Source organism: Streptomyces sp. NPDC057950, from assembly GCF_042887295.1.
Lineage (GTDB): Bacteria > Actinomycetota > Actinomycetes > Streptomycetales > Streptomycetaceae > Streptomyces > Streptomyces kaempferi.
This window is the reverse complement of the sequence record NZ_JBHVPP010000023.1, coordinates 105,503-119,050: the sequence shown is the minus strand read 5'-3', so window position 1 is coordinate 119,050 and position 13,548 is coordinate 105,503. Positions and strand designations below refer to the sequence as shown.

The 13,548-nt window shown below is 71.0% G+C and carries 14 protein-coding genes; 7 read left to right on the top strand and 7 right to left on the bottom strand.

The window, feature by feature from the left end:
* Window positions 1-4: 4 nt before the first annotated feature.
* The 5 genes from ACFVTC_RS32975 to ACFVTC_RS32955 all read right to left on the bottom strand — a co-directional run bounded on the left by ACFVTC_RS32975 (window position 5) and on the right by ACFVTC_RS32955 (window position 2,865).
* On the bottom strand, window positions 5-478 hold the full coding sequence (locus ACFVTC_RS32975; RefSeq protein ID WP_390132122.1) for a hypothetical protein: 474 nt from the start codon (window positions 476-478) through the stop codon (window positions 5-7).
* A 95-nt stretch (window positions 479-573) separates the two neighbouring features.
* The gene (locus ACFVTC_RS32970) at window positions 574-1,095 is read right to left on the bottom strand and encodes a hypothetical protein (protein WP_390132121.1); all 522 of its coding nucleotides are present in this window, start codon (window positions 1,093-1,095) and stop codon (window positions 574-576) included.
* A complete protein-coding gene (locus ACFVTC_RS32965) occupies window positions 1,079-1,570 on the bottom strand; it encodes an RNA polymerase sigma factor (RefSeq protein ID WP_168530459.1) in 492 nt (163 codons plus the stop codon). Before ACFVTC_RS32965 ends, ACFVTC_RS32970 begins: the two co-directional genes overlap by 17 nt.
* A gap of 291 nt (window positions 1,571-1,861) precedes the next feature.
* Entirely contained in the window at window positions 1,862-2,488 is a 627-nt protein-coding gene (locus ACFVTC_RS32960) for a class F sortase (protein ID WP_390132120.1), read from the bottom strand.
* The gene (locus ACFVTC_RS32955; RefSeq protein ID WP_390132119.1) at window positions 2,485-2,865 is read right to left on the bottom strand and encodes an LPXTG cell wall anchor domain-containing protein; all 381 of its coding nucleotides are present in this window, start codon (window positions 2,863-2,865) and stop codon (window positions 2,485-2,487) included. The genes ACFVTC_RS32960 and ACFVTC_RS32955 overlap by 4 nt, the downstream gene beginning before the upstream one ends.
* Window positions 2,866-3,235: 370 nt before the next feature.
* On the opposite strand from ACFVTC_RS32955, the gene ACFVTC_RS32950 reads away from it, so the two are divergent.
* Window positions 3,236-4,189: a 5'-nucleotidase gene (locus ACFVTC_RS32950; RefSeq protein ID WP_390132184.1), complete on the top strand. Its 954-nt coding sequence runs from the start codon at window positions 3,236-3,238 to the stop codon at window positions 4,187-4,189.
* 211 nt (window positions 4,190-4,400) lie between these two features.
* The gene (locus tag ACFVTC_RS32945) at window positions 4,401-5,576 is read left to right on the top strand and encodes a hypothetical protein (RefSeq protein ID WP_390132118.1); all 1,176 of its coding nucleotides are present in this window, start codon (window positions 4,401-4,403) and stop codon (window positions 5,574-5,576) included.
* Window positions 5,577-5,596: 20 nt separating this feature from the next.
* Here ACFVTC_RS32945 and ACFVTC_RS32940 read toward each other — a convergent pair whose 3' ends face one another.
* Window positions 5,597-6,778 (bottom strand): spermidine/putrescine ABC transporter substrate-binding protein, encoded by a 1,182-nt coding sequence (locus tag ACFVTC_RS32940; protein WP_390132183.1) that lies wholly within the window; start codon window positions 6,776-6,778, stop codon window positions 5,597-5,599.
* A gap of 575 nt (window positions 6,779-7,353) precedes the next feature.
* Window positions 7,354-8,793 carry a gamma-aminobutyraldehyde dehydrogenase gene (locus tag ACFVTC_RS32935; RefSeq protein WP_390132117.1) on the bottom strand — a complete coding sequence of 480 codons (1,440 nt, stop codon included), beginning with the start codon at window positions 8,791-8,793 and terminating at the stop codon, window positions 7,354-7,356.
* Between the two features lie 165 nt (window positions 8,794-8,958).
* On the opposite strand from ACFVTC_RS32935, the gene ACFVTC_RS32930 reads away from it, so the two are divergent.
* The 5 genes from ACFVTC_RS32930 (at window position 8,959) to ACFVTC_RS32910 (ending at window position 13,537) form a co-directional block, all read left to right on the top strand.
* The gene (locus ACFVTC_RS32930; protein ID WP_148010704.1) at window positions 8,959-9,477 is read left to right on the top strand and encodes an Lrp/AsnC family transcriptional regulator; all 519 of its coding nucleotides are present in this window, start codon (window positions 8,959-8,961) and stop codon (window positions 9,475-9,477) included.
* Window positions 9,462-10,841 (top strand): aspartate aminotransferase family protein, encoded by a 1,380-nt coding sequence (locus tag ACFVTC_RS32925; protein ID WP_390132116.1) that lies wholly within the window; start codon window positions 9,462-9,464, stop codon window positions 10,839-10,841. The genes ACFVTC_RS32930 and ACFVTC_RS32925 overlap by 16 nt, the downstream gene beginning before the upstream one ends.
* A 186-nt stretch (window positions 10,842-11,027) precedes the next feature.
* A complete protein-coding gene (locus ACFVTC_RS32920) occupies window positions 11,028-11,765 on the top strand; it encodes an ABC transporter ATP-binding protein (protein ID WP_390132115.1) in 738 nt (245 codons plus the stop codon).
* A complete protein-coding gene (locus ACFVTC_RS32915; protein ID WP_390132114.1) occupies window positions 11,747-13,021 on the top strand; it encodes a hypothetical protein in 1,275 nt (424 codons plus the stop codon). The genes ACFVTC_RS32920 and ACFVTC_RS32915 overlap by 19 nt, the downstream gene beginning before the upstream one ends.
* A 105-nt stretch (window positions 13,022-13,126) precedes the next feature.
* Window positions 13,127-13,537 carry a VOC family protein gene (locus tag ACFVTC_RS32910; RefSeq protein ID WP_390132113.1) on the top strand — a complete coding sequence of 137 codons (411 nt, stop codon included), beginning with the start codon at window positions 13,127-13,129 and terminating at the stop codon, window positions 13,535-13,537.
* The last annotated feature ends 11 nt before the right edge of the window (window positions 13,538-13,548 follow it).

Here is a 13,548-nt window from a genome sequence, read left to right as displayed (position 1 = left end):
CGGGTCACCGTGGGCCGTCCCCTCGGACGGTCGGTTGGCCGTCCCGTCGTACGGTCGGTGGGCCGTCCCGTCGTACCGGCGCGACCGGCAGCACCAGCAGGGCCGACACGAGCAGCAGCGCGGAGAGGGTCACGACGTTGAGCACCTGGTCGCGGGTCCCGTACATGTCGAGATGCTGTACGTGATAGCCGAAGTGCAGGGCGCCGAAGACCAGCCACACCGCGCCCGTCGTCCGGACGAGCCGGTCGTCGCGCGCCTGGCGCAGGGTGACGGCCGTCAGCACGGCCAGCGCGAGGAACATGGCCCCGGTGTCCTTGGCGAGGTGTTCGTTGTAGGGGCCCAGCTGAGGCAGCCAGCTCAGCCCGAAGCCGGGAAAGTTCGCGTACCAGCCCTTCGGGGAGAAGTAGGCCCAGACGCCTGTGTACAGCCCGGTCACGGCGAGGAAGCCGAGCCCGGCGTACCGGATTCTCGTGTTCATGCCCCTATGACGAGACAGCGGCCGCCGATGTGAGGCGTGCCGGCGAGATCCGGACGGGCGGCCGTGGGCCTACCGCCGGATGCCGCCCTCGGTGGTCACGATCCGGTCGGAGCCCCGCGCCGGATGCCGCCCTCGGTGGTCACGATCCGGTCGGAGCCCGGCGTCGGTATGGCTGACGGCGAGGAGAGGGTCGGGCGCGGTGTCGTGGACGGCGCGCGGCCGCCTGTGGCCCGGCCGGTCTGGGCGCTGGGGACGCGGGTCCGGGTCCTCCCGCTGGGGCGGGGCGGAGCGGAGCTCGGCCGCGCCGACACGTCGGGCGCGACCGACGGAGTGCTCCGGGGCGCCGGACTGCTCGCGGGCGGCGGGGCGAGTGGGACGATCGGGGACACGGGCGCGTCGGGGGCCGTCATGCGGAGGGGCAGCGCGACGAGGGCGGCGGCGGCACAGGTCAGACCGGCCCCGGCCGCGGCGCGCAGCAGTCTGCGGCGGGCCGCTCCGCGGCGGATCGCCTCGTACCGGCCGGCGGGCGGGCCGAGGTAGTCGGACGAGGGACGCAGGATGACCGCGAGGGGGTCGTCGGGTTCGGAGTCCGGACCGTCATCAGGGCGTGTGATCAAGGCTTCTCCTCAGATGGGCGCGGAGCAGTTCTCGGGCCGCGTGGAGATCGGCCTTGATGGTTCCCTCCTTGCGCCCGGTCAGCACGGACACCTCTCGGATCGGCATGTCAGCGTAGTAGTGCAGCAGGATCGGGACGCGCAGTCGTTCGGGCAGCGACTGCACGAGCAGGCGTACCGAGGGATCGGCCTGTTCGACCGGTGGGCGCGCGGCGGCCTCCACGGTGGCGCGGTGCACGGCCCTGCGTTCGCGTTCGAGCTTGCGCCAGTGGTCCCGGACGAGGTTGGCCGCGGTGACGTAGAGGAATCCGCGGGGTTCCGCCACGGACGTCCAGCGGGCCCAGAGCCGGGTGAACGCCTCCGAGGCGATCTCGTGAGCCGTCTCGTCGTCGTCGACGAGACGGCGGCACCAGCCGGCGAGGCGCGGATAGAGGGCGGCGAACAGCTCGGACGCGGCCTTCTCGCGGGACCGTTTCAACGCTCTCCATGGTCGTGGGTCACTCGTGGGGAAGGATCCCGGGCCGTAGGAGTACGGTCCAGCGGCCCGGGATCCTGGCGGCGGAGGGGCGGGGGCGGTGTCCTCGGCCGCCGTGGCGGTGACGGCCGCCGTGGCGGTGACGGCCGGTCCCGACAGGTGGCCGGTGGTTCCGGTGGTTCCATCAGGTCGCCGGTGGTTCCATCAGGTCGCCGGTGGTTCCATCAGGTCGCCGGTGGTTCCGTCAGGTGGCCGGTGGTTCCGTCAGGTCGTGGCGGGCCCCGGGCCCCCGGGTCAGTGACCCACGGAGCTCAGCGTCGCGAAGACGATCACGTTGTCGAGGTATCCGTCACCGGTGCGCGGGCCACCGCAGGTGATGAGCCGCAACTCCGGACGGTCCACGTCACCGTAGACCGCGTCCGCCGGGAACTCCGCCTTGGCCACCGTGCGTACGGAGTCGACCGTGAACACCGCCGTCGTGCCGTTCTCCAGGCGCGCCTCGACACGGTCGTCCCGGCGCAGCCGGGCGAGGTGACGGAAGACCCCGTCCCCGTAGGCGCCGACCGTGACATGACCGAGGATCACCGACGGACCGGTCTGACCCGGCGTCGGCGAGAACTGGTACCAGCCCGCCCGGTCGTGCGCCGTGACCGGGGGCACCTGCACACCGCCGCCCGGGGTCAGCCCCAGCCGGATGAGCGGGGTGTCGACCTCGATGGCCGGGATCCGCAACCTGACCGGGACCGAACGCCGCAGGGCACGCGCCGCGTTCGCGGAGTGCCGCGAAGGCGGTGGCGTGGGCGGTCGCGTGGTTCCCCGGTGCGGGGTCGTCGTGGTCCGGTCCGCCGGCCGGCCGCCGCAGCTCACGAGCAGCGAGGCCAGCGCCGCGGTGGCGAAGGCGCGCCTGGAGGGTGAGGTCATGCCCCGGTCGCCCGCCGACGGCGTACGAGGAGGACCGCCGCGCCTCCGCCGACGAGCACCGCGGCGGCGCCCGAGCCGATCAGCGTGCTCTGCGATCCGGACCCCGTGGACGCCGGCGCCACACCGGTGTCGGGTGCGCCGTTCGGTACGACGGCGACCTGGCCCGGGGTCGACGCGCGGCTCGGTACGGGACTCGGAGCCCGCGTGCTGCCGCCCGTCGCGCGGCTGGGTTCGGCGCTGGGGGCCGGGGCGGCGGTGGCGCTGGGACGGGTGCTCGGGCGCGCGCTGGGGCTCGACCCGTCGGCGGACGCGGACACCGTGCTCACCGGCACGGCCAGGCACGCGAGGGCCACGGCGCTCAGGACTGTTCGGCGCATGAATCGCTCTCTTTCCTCGGACCGCCCGCCCGGTCACCCGGGGGGCTGCGTTGTGGATCGAGCGGAGAGACGAGACAGCGACGGACCGGGTTGTAAAGAACGGGCAAAGCCACCGAGGGCCGGGGTGCGGACGGACCGCGTCCGGCCTCGGCGCCGCGGTCGAGGCGAGACCGCCCGGACCGGGGGGCGTGGCCCACCGCACCTGCCGCCGGAGCGTCCACCGGTGCCACACTGTGCTCCGGGAAAGGGGTGGCCATGGGATTCGGTTGCCGTGCCGGTGCGCCTGGTCCGGGAGCACGACAGGCCGCCAGACGCGATGAGCACAACAGAACGTCCCCGCGCATTCTTCCGGCACGCAAGGGAATTCGCCATGCCCCCCTATAGCCTCGAAAACCGGCTGGTCATAGGAATAGCCTCGAGCGCGCTCTTCGACCTCGCGGAGTCCGACGGGGTGTTCCGGAAGGAAGGCGAGGAAGGTTATCGCATCTATCAGCGAGCCCATCTCGACAACACCCTCCGACCCGGTGTCGCCTTCTCGTTCATTCGCCGCATCCTGTCGCTGAACGACTTGAACCCGGCGGACGACCCTCTGGTCGAAGTGATCATCCTGTCCCGCAACGACCCCGACACAGGGCTTCGGGTCATGCGGTCCATAAAGACGCACGATCTGCCGATAACCCGCGCCATATTCATGCAGGGCCGGGCGCCGTACAAGTTCGTACGCGCTCTGCACATGTCGTTGTTCCTGTCCGCGGACGAGAACGACGTCAGGGAGGCCGTGGCCGCGGGGCTGCCCGCGGGCCGGGTCCTCGGCTCCGCCGTCGCCGACGATCCGGAGGACGGGGACCTGCGGATCGCCTTCGACTTCGACGGCGTCCTCGCCGGCGATGAATCGGAGCGCGTCTTCCGGCAGGACGGCATAGAGAGTTTCCGCGCTCACGAGACCATGAACGTGGCGACCCCTCACGACGCGGGCCCGCTGAGAGATTTCCTGCGCGAGATCAACAAGTTGCAGCGAAGAGAGCAGGAACGCCGCCGGGAGAACGAGGACTACACGATCCGCGTTCATGTCTCCATCGTCACGGCACGCAACGCGCCGGCACATGAGCGCGCCGTGCTGAGTCTGAACAAATGGGGAGTGACGGTCAACGACGCCTTCTTCCTCGGCGGCATCGACAAGAGTTCGATCATGGATGTGCTGAGGCCCCATATCTTCTTCGACGACCAGGAGATCCACCTCAAAGGAACTTCCCAGACGACCCCGAGCGTCCACATTCCCTTCGGAGTCGTCAACCAGGGGCAGAGCACCGAGACGTCCGGATAGGGCGTGCGCCCGGATCCCGGCACCGGGCGGACGCGCTCCCGAGCGGACGGCCTGAGCGGGAGCGGCGTCGCGGGTGCTACGGGCAAAGGTCATGTTCTCGCCCCGGCCTCCCGTTGCCCTGTCGGGCCGGGCCCGTCGAGAACCATTGCGTGAACACTCCCTGCCCAGGCATGATGCCCCGCGTTGTTCATGCGGCAGGGGTGGAACAGCTGTGAATGAGGAAGCCCGCGGCGGCGGAGCGGAATTGTCGGGAATGGTCGACCGGGTTCGCTATCGGGCTTCGTGGCAGCAGTCCCTGCCACTGGGCCTGATCCTCGGCGTCGTCGTGCTGACGCAGTTGTCGAACCCCTCGTTGTGGGAGCACCACCGGTCCGGGCTGACCGGCCTGCCGTTCGAGTCGCGGGTCCTGGCCATGGTGGCGCTGGTCCTGGTCACGCTCGAACTGTGGGTGCTGACCCACTACGTCGGGGTGACCCTGACCCCTGAGGCGGTCGTCGTCCACAACCTGCGGCGCCGGACCATCCCCTGGGCCGACGTGGCCGAGGTCGCGGTCGAACCGGTCACCGGCGGACGGCGGGTGGTCCTCTACGAGACGGACGGACGCCGCACTCCGCTCCGCATGCCCAGCTCCGGTTTCCTGTCCCGCGACCGCCGGTTCGACGACAAGGTCGCGACGATCCGAAGCTGGTGGCTGGCCCACGGCGGCGCGGCCCGAGCCGCGGACCGGGCCGGTGAATCCGGCGGCTGGGGGGACACCTACGGGCGGCAGCCCGAGCGACTGGGCATGCGGCCCACGCCGAGCCGGTCGGTGCCCACGGTGCTGCTGCTCTGCTGGCTCGCGGCTGACGCCGTGATGGCGGGTTTCGCCGTGGGGCCCGACGCCGATCACCCGACGCTCCTCAGCCGCACGCTCGGCGCACTCGCCGCGATCTCGCTGCTGCTGGGCGCGGGCTTCCTGAGCCTCGGCAGAGGTGTCACCCTCACCGCCGACCACCTGGTCGTACGAGGGCTGCGGCCCCGGACCGTCGCCTGGGACGAGATTCAGGGGATCGCCGTCGAACGCCACCGCGGCGGGCGCAGGCCGGTCGTCCTCGAAGCCGGCGGCCGCCGGACGCCGTTGCCCGTACCGCGTGTCGGACGCGTGCTCTGGGACTCGGAGTTCGAAACCAGGATCCGAACGCTACGTCACTGGTGGAGCACCCACGCGGAGACCGGCACGACCCCGCCCGAACCGGCGCTCCGACACCCGGACGAGCCGCCGCTCCTTCCCTACCGCGGACCGCGTCCGTGGCAGAAGGCGGTACTGGCCCTGGCCTGCATCGTCCTCGGCTACGAGATTCTCCTGTCGGTTCTGGTCGGAGCTCTGTTCCTCACCGTCGGGCAGTGAGAAAGCCCCACCGGACGGCGTCACAGTCCCGCGATCGCGTTCCAGCGCTTCGCGAACGCCGTGCGTTCGGTGGAGGTGATGTCGCGGGCGATGGCGAGCCGCTTGCGCATGGTGGCGTCGGGGAAGATCAGCGGGTTCCCGGCGAGGGCGGCGGTCTCCTTGTCCCCGGAGGAGGCGAGGATGTCCTGGGCGGCCGGGACCGGGCAGACGTAGTTGACCCAGGAGGCCAGTTCCGCGGCCACCTCCGGCTGGTAGTAGTGGTCGACGAGCTTCTCCGCGTTGGCCTTGTGGTGCGCCAGGTCGGGGATCATCAGCGAGTCGGACCAGAGTTCGGCGCCCTCCTCGGGGACGACGAAGCGGATGTCCGGGTTGTCGGCCTGGAGCTGGATCACGTCGCCCGAGTACGCCTGACAGGCCAGCACGTCCCCGCTGACCAGGTCCTTGGTGTAGTCGTTGCCGGTGAAGCGCCGGATCTGGCCGCTGTGGACATACCGCTCGACCTGGTCGCAGATCCGGTGGAAGTCGTCGGCGGTCCACCGGGTGATGTCGACGCCGTTGCCCTGCATGAGCAGCGCGAACGCCTCGTCCAGACCGGAGAGCAGGGTGACCCGGCCCTTGAGGTCACCGGCCCACAGATCGGAGACGTGCCTGATCTCGCGGCCCACCTTGCGGCGGTTGTACGCGATGCCGGTGATCCCCGACTGCCAGGGCACGGTGGACCTGCGGCCGGGGTCGAAGGACGGTGAACTCAGCAGCGGGTCCAGGTACTTGGCGACGTTCGGCTGCTCGGCCCGGTTCATCCGCTGGACCCAGCCGAGGCGGACGAAGCGCGCGCACATCCAGTCGCTGATGACGATCAGGTCGCGGCCCGTCTGCTGGTGGTTCATCAGGGACGGGCTGATCTTGCCGAAGAACTCGTCGTTGTCGTTGATCTCCTCGATGTAGTCGACGGAGATCCCGGTGCGCTTCCCGAAGGCGTCCAGCGTGGGCCGCTTCGTGCGGTCCTTGTCGTCGGTGTCGATGTAGAGCGGCCAGTTCGACCAGGTCAGCCGTTTGTCGCGGGCGGAGAGGTCGGCTCCGGCACGGTCTCGGGGCGACACGTACGCGGCGGGCACCCCGCATCCCGCCAGGGCACCGAGCGCCGCGCCCCCACCCAGGGCGCGCAGCAGGGACCGGCGGGACAGGGTCGGGGTCTTCCGCATCACTGGCACGCGGGCAGCATCCCGTTCCCGCGACGGCCCGGACAATGGACGCTGCGTCGAGCACTCGCCCGCCGAACCGACACCCTGTCGATCAAGGCGCGCCGGGCGGTCGCTCCGTACGGTGCGGTTCCGGCGCCGGCCGCCGGGGCGGGGGCCGTGGCCGGAGCGCCCGTCCCTGACCCTCGCGGCGGGCTCGGGTTCGGCCACGGCGATCTCACGGCCGTCGCGCTCCGCGGACCCCGGGGCGCCGGGACCGTACGGTGCCGGGTGCGCCGCCCTGCGCTCCCGGCACAGCTCGGCGGCCACGGTCCCGGTGAGCTCTCCGTGCCGCTCGACCACCAGCACACGCATACCGTCCAGTATGCCGCGCGCCGGTCACCCCCGGCCGCGCCTTTCACCCCGTGCATCACCGCTCCCCGACACGACCGCTCCCCCACCCACGCCGCTCACGAGCGGAGACCGGCGCCGCGGGCCGGCGCGGAGAGAACGGGAACGCCGCGGCCCCGGACGGATCACCACCGTCCGGGGCCGCGCGCTCACCACCTGGGGCCCTGCCCCTCACTCACCGCTCGGGGCTACGCGTCCAGCGACGTCATCACGTGCTTGATCCGCGTGTAGTCCTCGAAGCCGTACCCGGAGAGGTCCTTGCCGTAGCCGGACTTCTTGAAGCCGCCGTGCGGCATCTCGGCGACCAGCGGGATGTGGGTGTTGATCCACACGCAGCCGAAGTCGAGGGCCTTGGACAGCCGCATCGCCCGGCCGTGGTCCTTCGTCCACACCGAGGACGCGAGGGCGTAGTCCACGCCGTTCGCCCACTCGACGGCCTGGGCCTCGTCGGTGAAGGACTGGACGGTGATGACCGGTCCGAAGACCTCGTTCTGGATGATCTCGTCGTCCTGCTTCAGGCCCGAGACGACGGTCGGGGCGTAGAAGAAGCCCTTGTCGCCGACCCGGTGGCCACCGGCCTCCACCTTCGCGTGGGCGGGCAGCCGCTCGATGAACCCGATCACCTGCTGGAGCTGGTTGGGGTTGTTCAGCGGGCCGTAGAGCACGTCCTCGTCGTCCGGCTGGCCGGTCTTGGTCTCGGCCGCGGCCTTGGCGAGCGCGGCCACGAACTCGTCGTGGATGCCCTCCTGGACGAGGACCCGGGTGGCGGCGGTGCAGTCCTGGCCCGCGTTGAAGAAGCCCGCGACCGAGATGTCCTCGACGGCCTTGGCGATGTCGGTGTCCGCGAAGACCACGACCGGGGCCTTGCCGCCCAGCTCCAGGTGGACCCGCTTGAGGTCCTTGGACGCCGATTCGGCGACCGACATGCCCGCGCGCACCGAGCCGGTGATGGACGCCATCGCCGGGGTCGGGTGCTCGACCATCGCGCGGCCGGTGTCGCGGTCGCCGCAGATGACGTTGAAGACGCCCTTGGGGAGGATGCCGCCGATGATGTCGGCGATCAGGACGGTGGAGGCGGGGGTGGTGTCCGAGGGCTTCAGGACGACCGTGTTGCCCGCGGCCAGCGCCGGCGCGAACTTCCACACCGCCATCATCATCGGGTAGTTCCACGGTGCCACCTGCGCGCAGACGCCGACCGGCTCACGGCGGACGATGGAGGTCATGCCCTCCATGTACTCGCCGGCGGAGCGGCCTTCGAGCATCCGCGCCGCGCCCGCGAAGAAGCGGATCTGGTCGACCATGGGCGGGATTTCCTCGGACCGGGTCAGACCGATCGGCTTGCCGGTGTTCTCCACCTCGGCCGCGATGAGTTCCTCGGCCCGCTCCTCGAACGCGTCCGCGATCTTCAGGAGGGCCTTCTGGCGCTCGGCGGGGGTCTGGTCGCGCCAGGCCGGGAAGGCCGCGGCGGCGGCCGCCATCGCGGCGTCCACGTCCGCCGCGCCGGACAGCGGCGCGGTCGCGTACGCCTCGCCGGTCGCGGGGTTGACGACCTCGGTGGTCCGCCCGTCGGCGGCGTCCCGGAACTCGCCGTCGATGTAATTGCGCAGTCGACGCAGCTCGGTGCTCACTGCCGGCCCTCCAAGTTCAGGTGTCCAATCGCTGAGACACCCACACTAATCCGTGCTTCCACGTTTTCAACACCCCTGACAACCCCTCGACTGCGAAATCCGCAAGCTAGGTACCCGTAAACAACGAATTTCATCGCTACAGCCTTGCGGAACCGTCGAGACGTCGTGCACAGTGAGGTCGTGGCCAGTCGAAGCGCAGACCCCAGGGACTCCACCCGCGAGTCCAGGAACGGCAGTCCCCAGCTGGACTCCGTGTCCCTCGCCATCATCGAACAGCTCCAGCAGGACGGACGACGTCCGTACGCCGCGATAGGCAAGGCAGTGGGCCTGTCCGAGGCGGCCGTGCGCCAGCGCGTGCAGAAGCTGCTCGACCAGGGCGTGATGCAGATCGTCGCCGTCACGGACCCGCTCACCGTGGGCTTCCGCCGGCAGGCGATGGTCGGCGTCAACGTCGAGGGCGACCTCGACCCCGTGGCCGAAGCGCTGACCGCCATGCCGGAGGTCGAGTACGTGGTGATGACCGCGGGCTCGTTCGACATCCTCGCCGAGGTCGTCTGCGAGGACGACGACCACCTGCTGGACGTCATCAACAAACGCATTCGGGCGCTGCCCGCCGTGCGCTCCACCGAGAGCTTCGTCTACCTGAAGCTCAAGAAACAGACCTACATGTGGGGAACCCGATAGCCGTGAGCAAGGACCTCAGCCGAACCGCGTACGACCACCTGTGGATGCACTTCACCCGCATGTCCTCGTACGAGAACGCGCCCGTTCCCACCATCGTCCGTGGTGAGGGCACCTACATCTACGACGACAAGGGCAAGCGCTACCTCGACGGTCTCGCGGGTCTGTTCGTGGTCCAGGCGGGCCACGGCCGCACCGAACTCGCGGAGACGGCGTTCAAGCAGGCGCAGGAGCTGGCCTTCTTCCCGGTGTGGTCCTACGCCCACCCCAAGGCCATCGAGCTCGCCGAACGCCTCGCCGACTACGCGCCGGGCGACCTGAACAAGGTCTTCTTCACCACCGGCGGCGGCGAGGCCGTCGAGACCGCGTGGAAGCTCGCCAAGCAGTACTTCAAGCTCCAGGGCAAGCCGACCAAGTACAAGGTCATCTCGCGCGCGGTCGCCTACCACGGCACCCCTCAGGGCGCCCTGTCGATCACCGGCCTGCCGGCTCTGAAGGCGCCCTTCGAGCCGCTGGTCCCCGGTGCCCACAAGGTCCCGAACACCAACATCTACCGCGCCCCGCTCTTCGGCGACGACCCCGAGGCCTACGGCCGCTGGGCCGCCGACCAGATCGAGCAGGAGATCCTCTTCGAGGGCCCGGATACCGTCGCCGCGGTCTTCCTGGAGCCGGTGCAGAACGCCGGCGGCTGCTTCCCGCCGCCGCCCGGCTACTTCCAGCGGGTCCGCGAGATCTGCGACCAGTACGACGTGCTGCTGGTGTCGGACGAGGTCATCTGCGCCTTCGGCCGCCTCGGCACGATGTTCGGCTGCGACAAGTTCGGCTACGTACCGGACATGATCACCTGCGCCAAGGGCATGACCTCGGGCTACTCCCCGATCGGCGCGTGCATCGTCTCCGACCGGATCGCCGAGCCGTTCTACAAGGGCGACAACACCTTCCTGCACGGCTACACCTTCGGTGGCCACCCGGTCTCCGCCGCGGTGGGTCTCGCCAACCTCGACCTGTTCGAGCGCGAGGGTCTCAACCAGCACGTGCTCGACAACGAGGCCAACTTCCTGCAGACCCTGCAGAAGCTGCACGACCTGCCGATCGTCGGCGACGTCCGCGGCAACGGCTTCTTCTACGGCATCGAGCTCGTGAAGGACAAGGCCACCAAGGAGACCTTCACGGACGAGGAGTCGGAGCGCGTGCTCTACGGCTTCGTCTCCAAGAAGCTCTTCGAGTACGGCCTCTACTGCCGCGCCGACGACCGCGGTGACCCGGTCATCCAGCTGTCGCCGCCGCTGATCTCCGACCAGTCGACCTTCGACGAGATCGAGGGGATCGTCCGTCAGGTGCTGACGGAGGCGTGGGCGAAGCTCTGATTCCGCCCGGCTGATCCACAACGGCCCCGGGGCGCCCGTTCGAGTGAGAATGGGCGCCCCGGGGCCGCGTGCTGTCCGGCCCCCCGCCCCCGAGTCCCTAGCGTGCCCAGTGACCGATCGGCCCTGTCTTCGTTCCCCCGTCCGGGGGATTGGCAGCGCAAATCAGATCTGAACGAGGTGTACGCGATGGTGGCCCCGCCGGACAACGACGTGCTCTGGGCACGCGCCCTGCACGTCAACCACAACGGCTCCCCCGCGCTCAGCGGTGTCTCGCTCGGCGTCCGCGACGGAGAGATCCTCGCCGTCGGCGGCCCGCGCGGCAGCGGCAAGACCACACTGCTCCAGTGCCTGTCCGGGCAGCTCCTGCCACAGCAGGGCGAGGTCTGGTTCAACAGCGTGCCCGTGCACACCATGGGCGAGCTGGCCCGCGAACGCCTGCGCCGCGACCGCTTCGGCTGGATCGACCCCGTGCCCGTCCTCGTGCCCGAGCTGAACTCCTGGGAGAACGCCGCGCTGCCCCTGATGCTGCGTGGCACCGGCCGCCGGGCCGCGAAGACCGCCGCCCTGGAATGGCTCGAACGCCTGGACATCGGCGACTGCGCCCGCAAACGGCCGCACGCGCTGCTCCAGGCCGAGCGGCAGCGCGTCGCCATCGCCCGCGCGCTCGTGCCCGCCCCCCAGGTCCTCTTCGCCGACGAGCCGACCGCTCCCCTGCACCGCGCCGACCGCGCCCACGTGCTGCGCACCCTCACCACCGCCGCCCGCTCGCACGGCATCACGGTGGTCCTCGCCACGCACGACGCGGACACCGCCGCCCTCGCCGACCGCACCGTCACGCTGCTCGACGGACGGCGTGTGAACACCGTCCACCTGCCCCCGGTCACCGAGACGGAAGGCCGGGCCGCGTGCTCGCTCTCCGTCTAGCCCGCGGGGCACATCCCCTCGTCCAGCTGCGCAGGCTGCTGGTCGCCGCCGCCTCGGCGGGCACCGGCTTCCTGCTGTTGAGCGCCCTGGGATACGCCATGGCGCATCCCGACGCCTCGACCGGCTCGGTGCTCCGGCTCCTGTGGTGCCTCGCGCCCGCCGCCGCCAGCGTCCACCTCGCGGTCGCGGTCGCCCGTACGGACCCTGGGACCCGGCCCCGCCCCGGGCTCGCGGCGGTCGGGCTCGGCCCCGGGCGCCTGATGGCCTTCTCGGCGGTGACCACCGCCCTGTCGACCACGCTGGGCTCGATGCTCGCGCTGCTGGTCTTCCTGCACCTGCGCGGCGATCTGACGGGCCTGCCCTTCGACGGCGCCGCGACCGCCTTCCTCGCCTCGGACCAGCCTCTGCCGTTGCCCGCGGCCCTGACCCTGCTGCTCCTGGTGCCGGTCGCCGCGTCCCTGGCCAGCGCGGTCGCACTGCGCCCGCGGAGCGTCGGCCCCGGCCGGACGGGCCGGCCGAGCGCCACCTCCGCGGGAGCACCCGGTGCCCCCGGCACGCCCGGGGACCCCGCTCCCGTGACGGCCGTGGCCGGCCCGGACGCCGACCACCTCGACCTCCAGGCGGACCCGCGGCCCCTCCCGCCTCCGCTGCCCGCGCCCGCCGGACTGCCCTGGGGCACCGCCGTCGTCGCGGCGGGGCTCGCCGTGGAGTCCTACGCGAGCCGTTCCGGAGCCGCACCCGGCTCCGACCTGACGAGCCGTTTCGCGGGCAGCCCCGCCGGGGTGCTCGGCGGCTGGGCCCTCACCGCGGTCGGACTGGCCCTGGCCGGACCCGCGATCACCCACGTGTGCGGATGGCTGCTCCAGGCCGTGCGCCCCGGCGCACTGCGCCTGCTGGCCGGGCGCGGGCTCCAGGGAGAGGCCCGGCGCATCGGGCGCCCGCTGGGAGTGGTGTGCGCGGTGGCCTCGGGCGCGTACGCCGTGGCGACCGTGTACGCGGGGGCGCGGCCCTCGATCGGACCGCTCAGCACGCTCGGAGCGCTGCTCGTCGCCGGATGCGCCGTCGCGACGCTGTTCACGGCGGCACTGGAGGCCAAGCAGGCCCGCGCAGACACCACGGCGGCGCTGCTGCGGCTGGGGGCGCCAGCCTCGGTGCTGCGCAACGCGGCACTGCTGCGCGCGGGCGTACTGCTCGCCGTGTTCGGCCCGCTGACCTGGCTGGTCGCGGAACTGGCCGCGATGCCGCTGGCCCGTTGAACAGGGGTACGAAACGTCTGCGCCACGGCCGATGAGTTCCGCGAGGACGGAGGGTCTACCTCTCCGTACGGCACCCGACTTCGCCTCCACCGGGAGAGACCGCTCATGTACCAGCAGATGATCTTCGTGAACCTCGCCGTGAACGACGTCGACGCCTCGAAGAAGTTCTTCACCGAGCTCGGCTACACGATCAACCCGCAGTTCTCGACGGACGACTGCGCCTGTGTCGTCATCAGCGACACGATCGTCGCGATGCTGCTGAGCAAGCAGCGCTACGCGGACTTCACGAAGAAGGAGATCGCGGATCCGGTCCGGACCAGCGAGGTGCTGCTGTGTCTGAGCGCCGAGAGCCGCCAGAAGGTGGACGAGCTGTGCGACAAGGCCCTCTCGGCGGGCGGCTCGGGAACCCGGGAGGCCCAGGACCACGGCTACATGTACGGCCGCTCCTTCGACGACCCGGACGGCCACACCTGGGAGGTCATGTGGATGGACCCGGCGGCCGTCCACCAGGGCTGAGTGCCCCGCGT

Bases quoted from the DNA above. Each gene is read 5' to 3' on its own strand.
- ACFVTC_RS32910 (WP_390132113.1), top strand. From the start codon at position 13,127: ATGTACCAGCAGATGATCTTCGTGAACCTCGCCGTGAACGACGTCGAC.
- ACFVTC_RS32920 (WP_390132115.1), top strand. From the start codon at position 11,028: ATGGTGGCCCCGCCGGACAACGACGTGCTCTGGGCACGCGCCCTGCAC.
- ACFVTC_RS32950 (WP_390132184.1), top strand. From the start codon at position 3,236: ATGCCCCCCTATAGCCTCGAAAACCGGCTGGTCATAGGAATAGCCTCG.
- ACFVTC_RS32940 (WP_390132183.1), bottom strand. From the start codon at position 6,778: ATGCGGAAGACCCCGACCCTGTCCCGCCGGTCCCTGCTGCGCGCCCTG.
- ACFVTC_RS32955 (WP_390132119.1), bottom strand. From the start codon at position 2,865: ATGCGCCGAACAGTCCTGAGCGCCGTGGCCCTCGCGTGCCTGGCCGTG.
- ACFVTC_RS32975 (WP_390132122.1), bottom strand. From the start codon at position 478: ATGAACACGAGAATCCGGTACGCCGGGCTCGGCTTCCTCGCCGTGACC.
- ACFVTC_RS32960 (WP_390132120.1), bottom strand. From the start codon at position 2,488: ATGACCTCACCCTCCAGGCGCGCCTTCGCCACCGCGGCGCTGGCCTCG.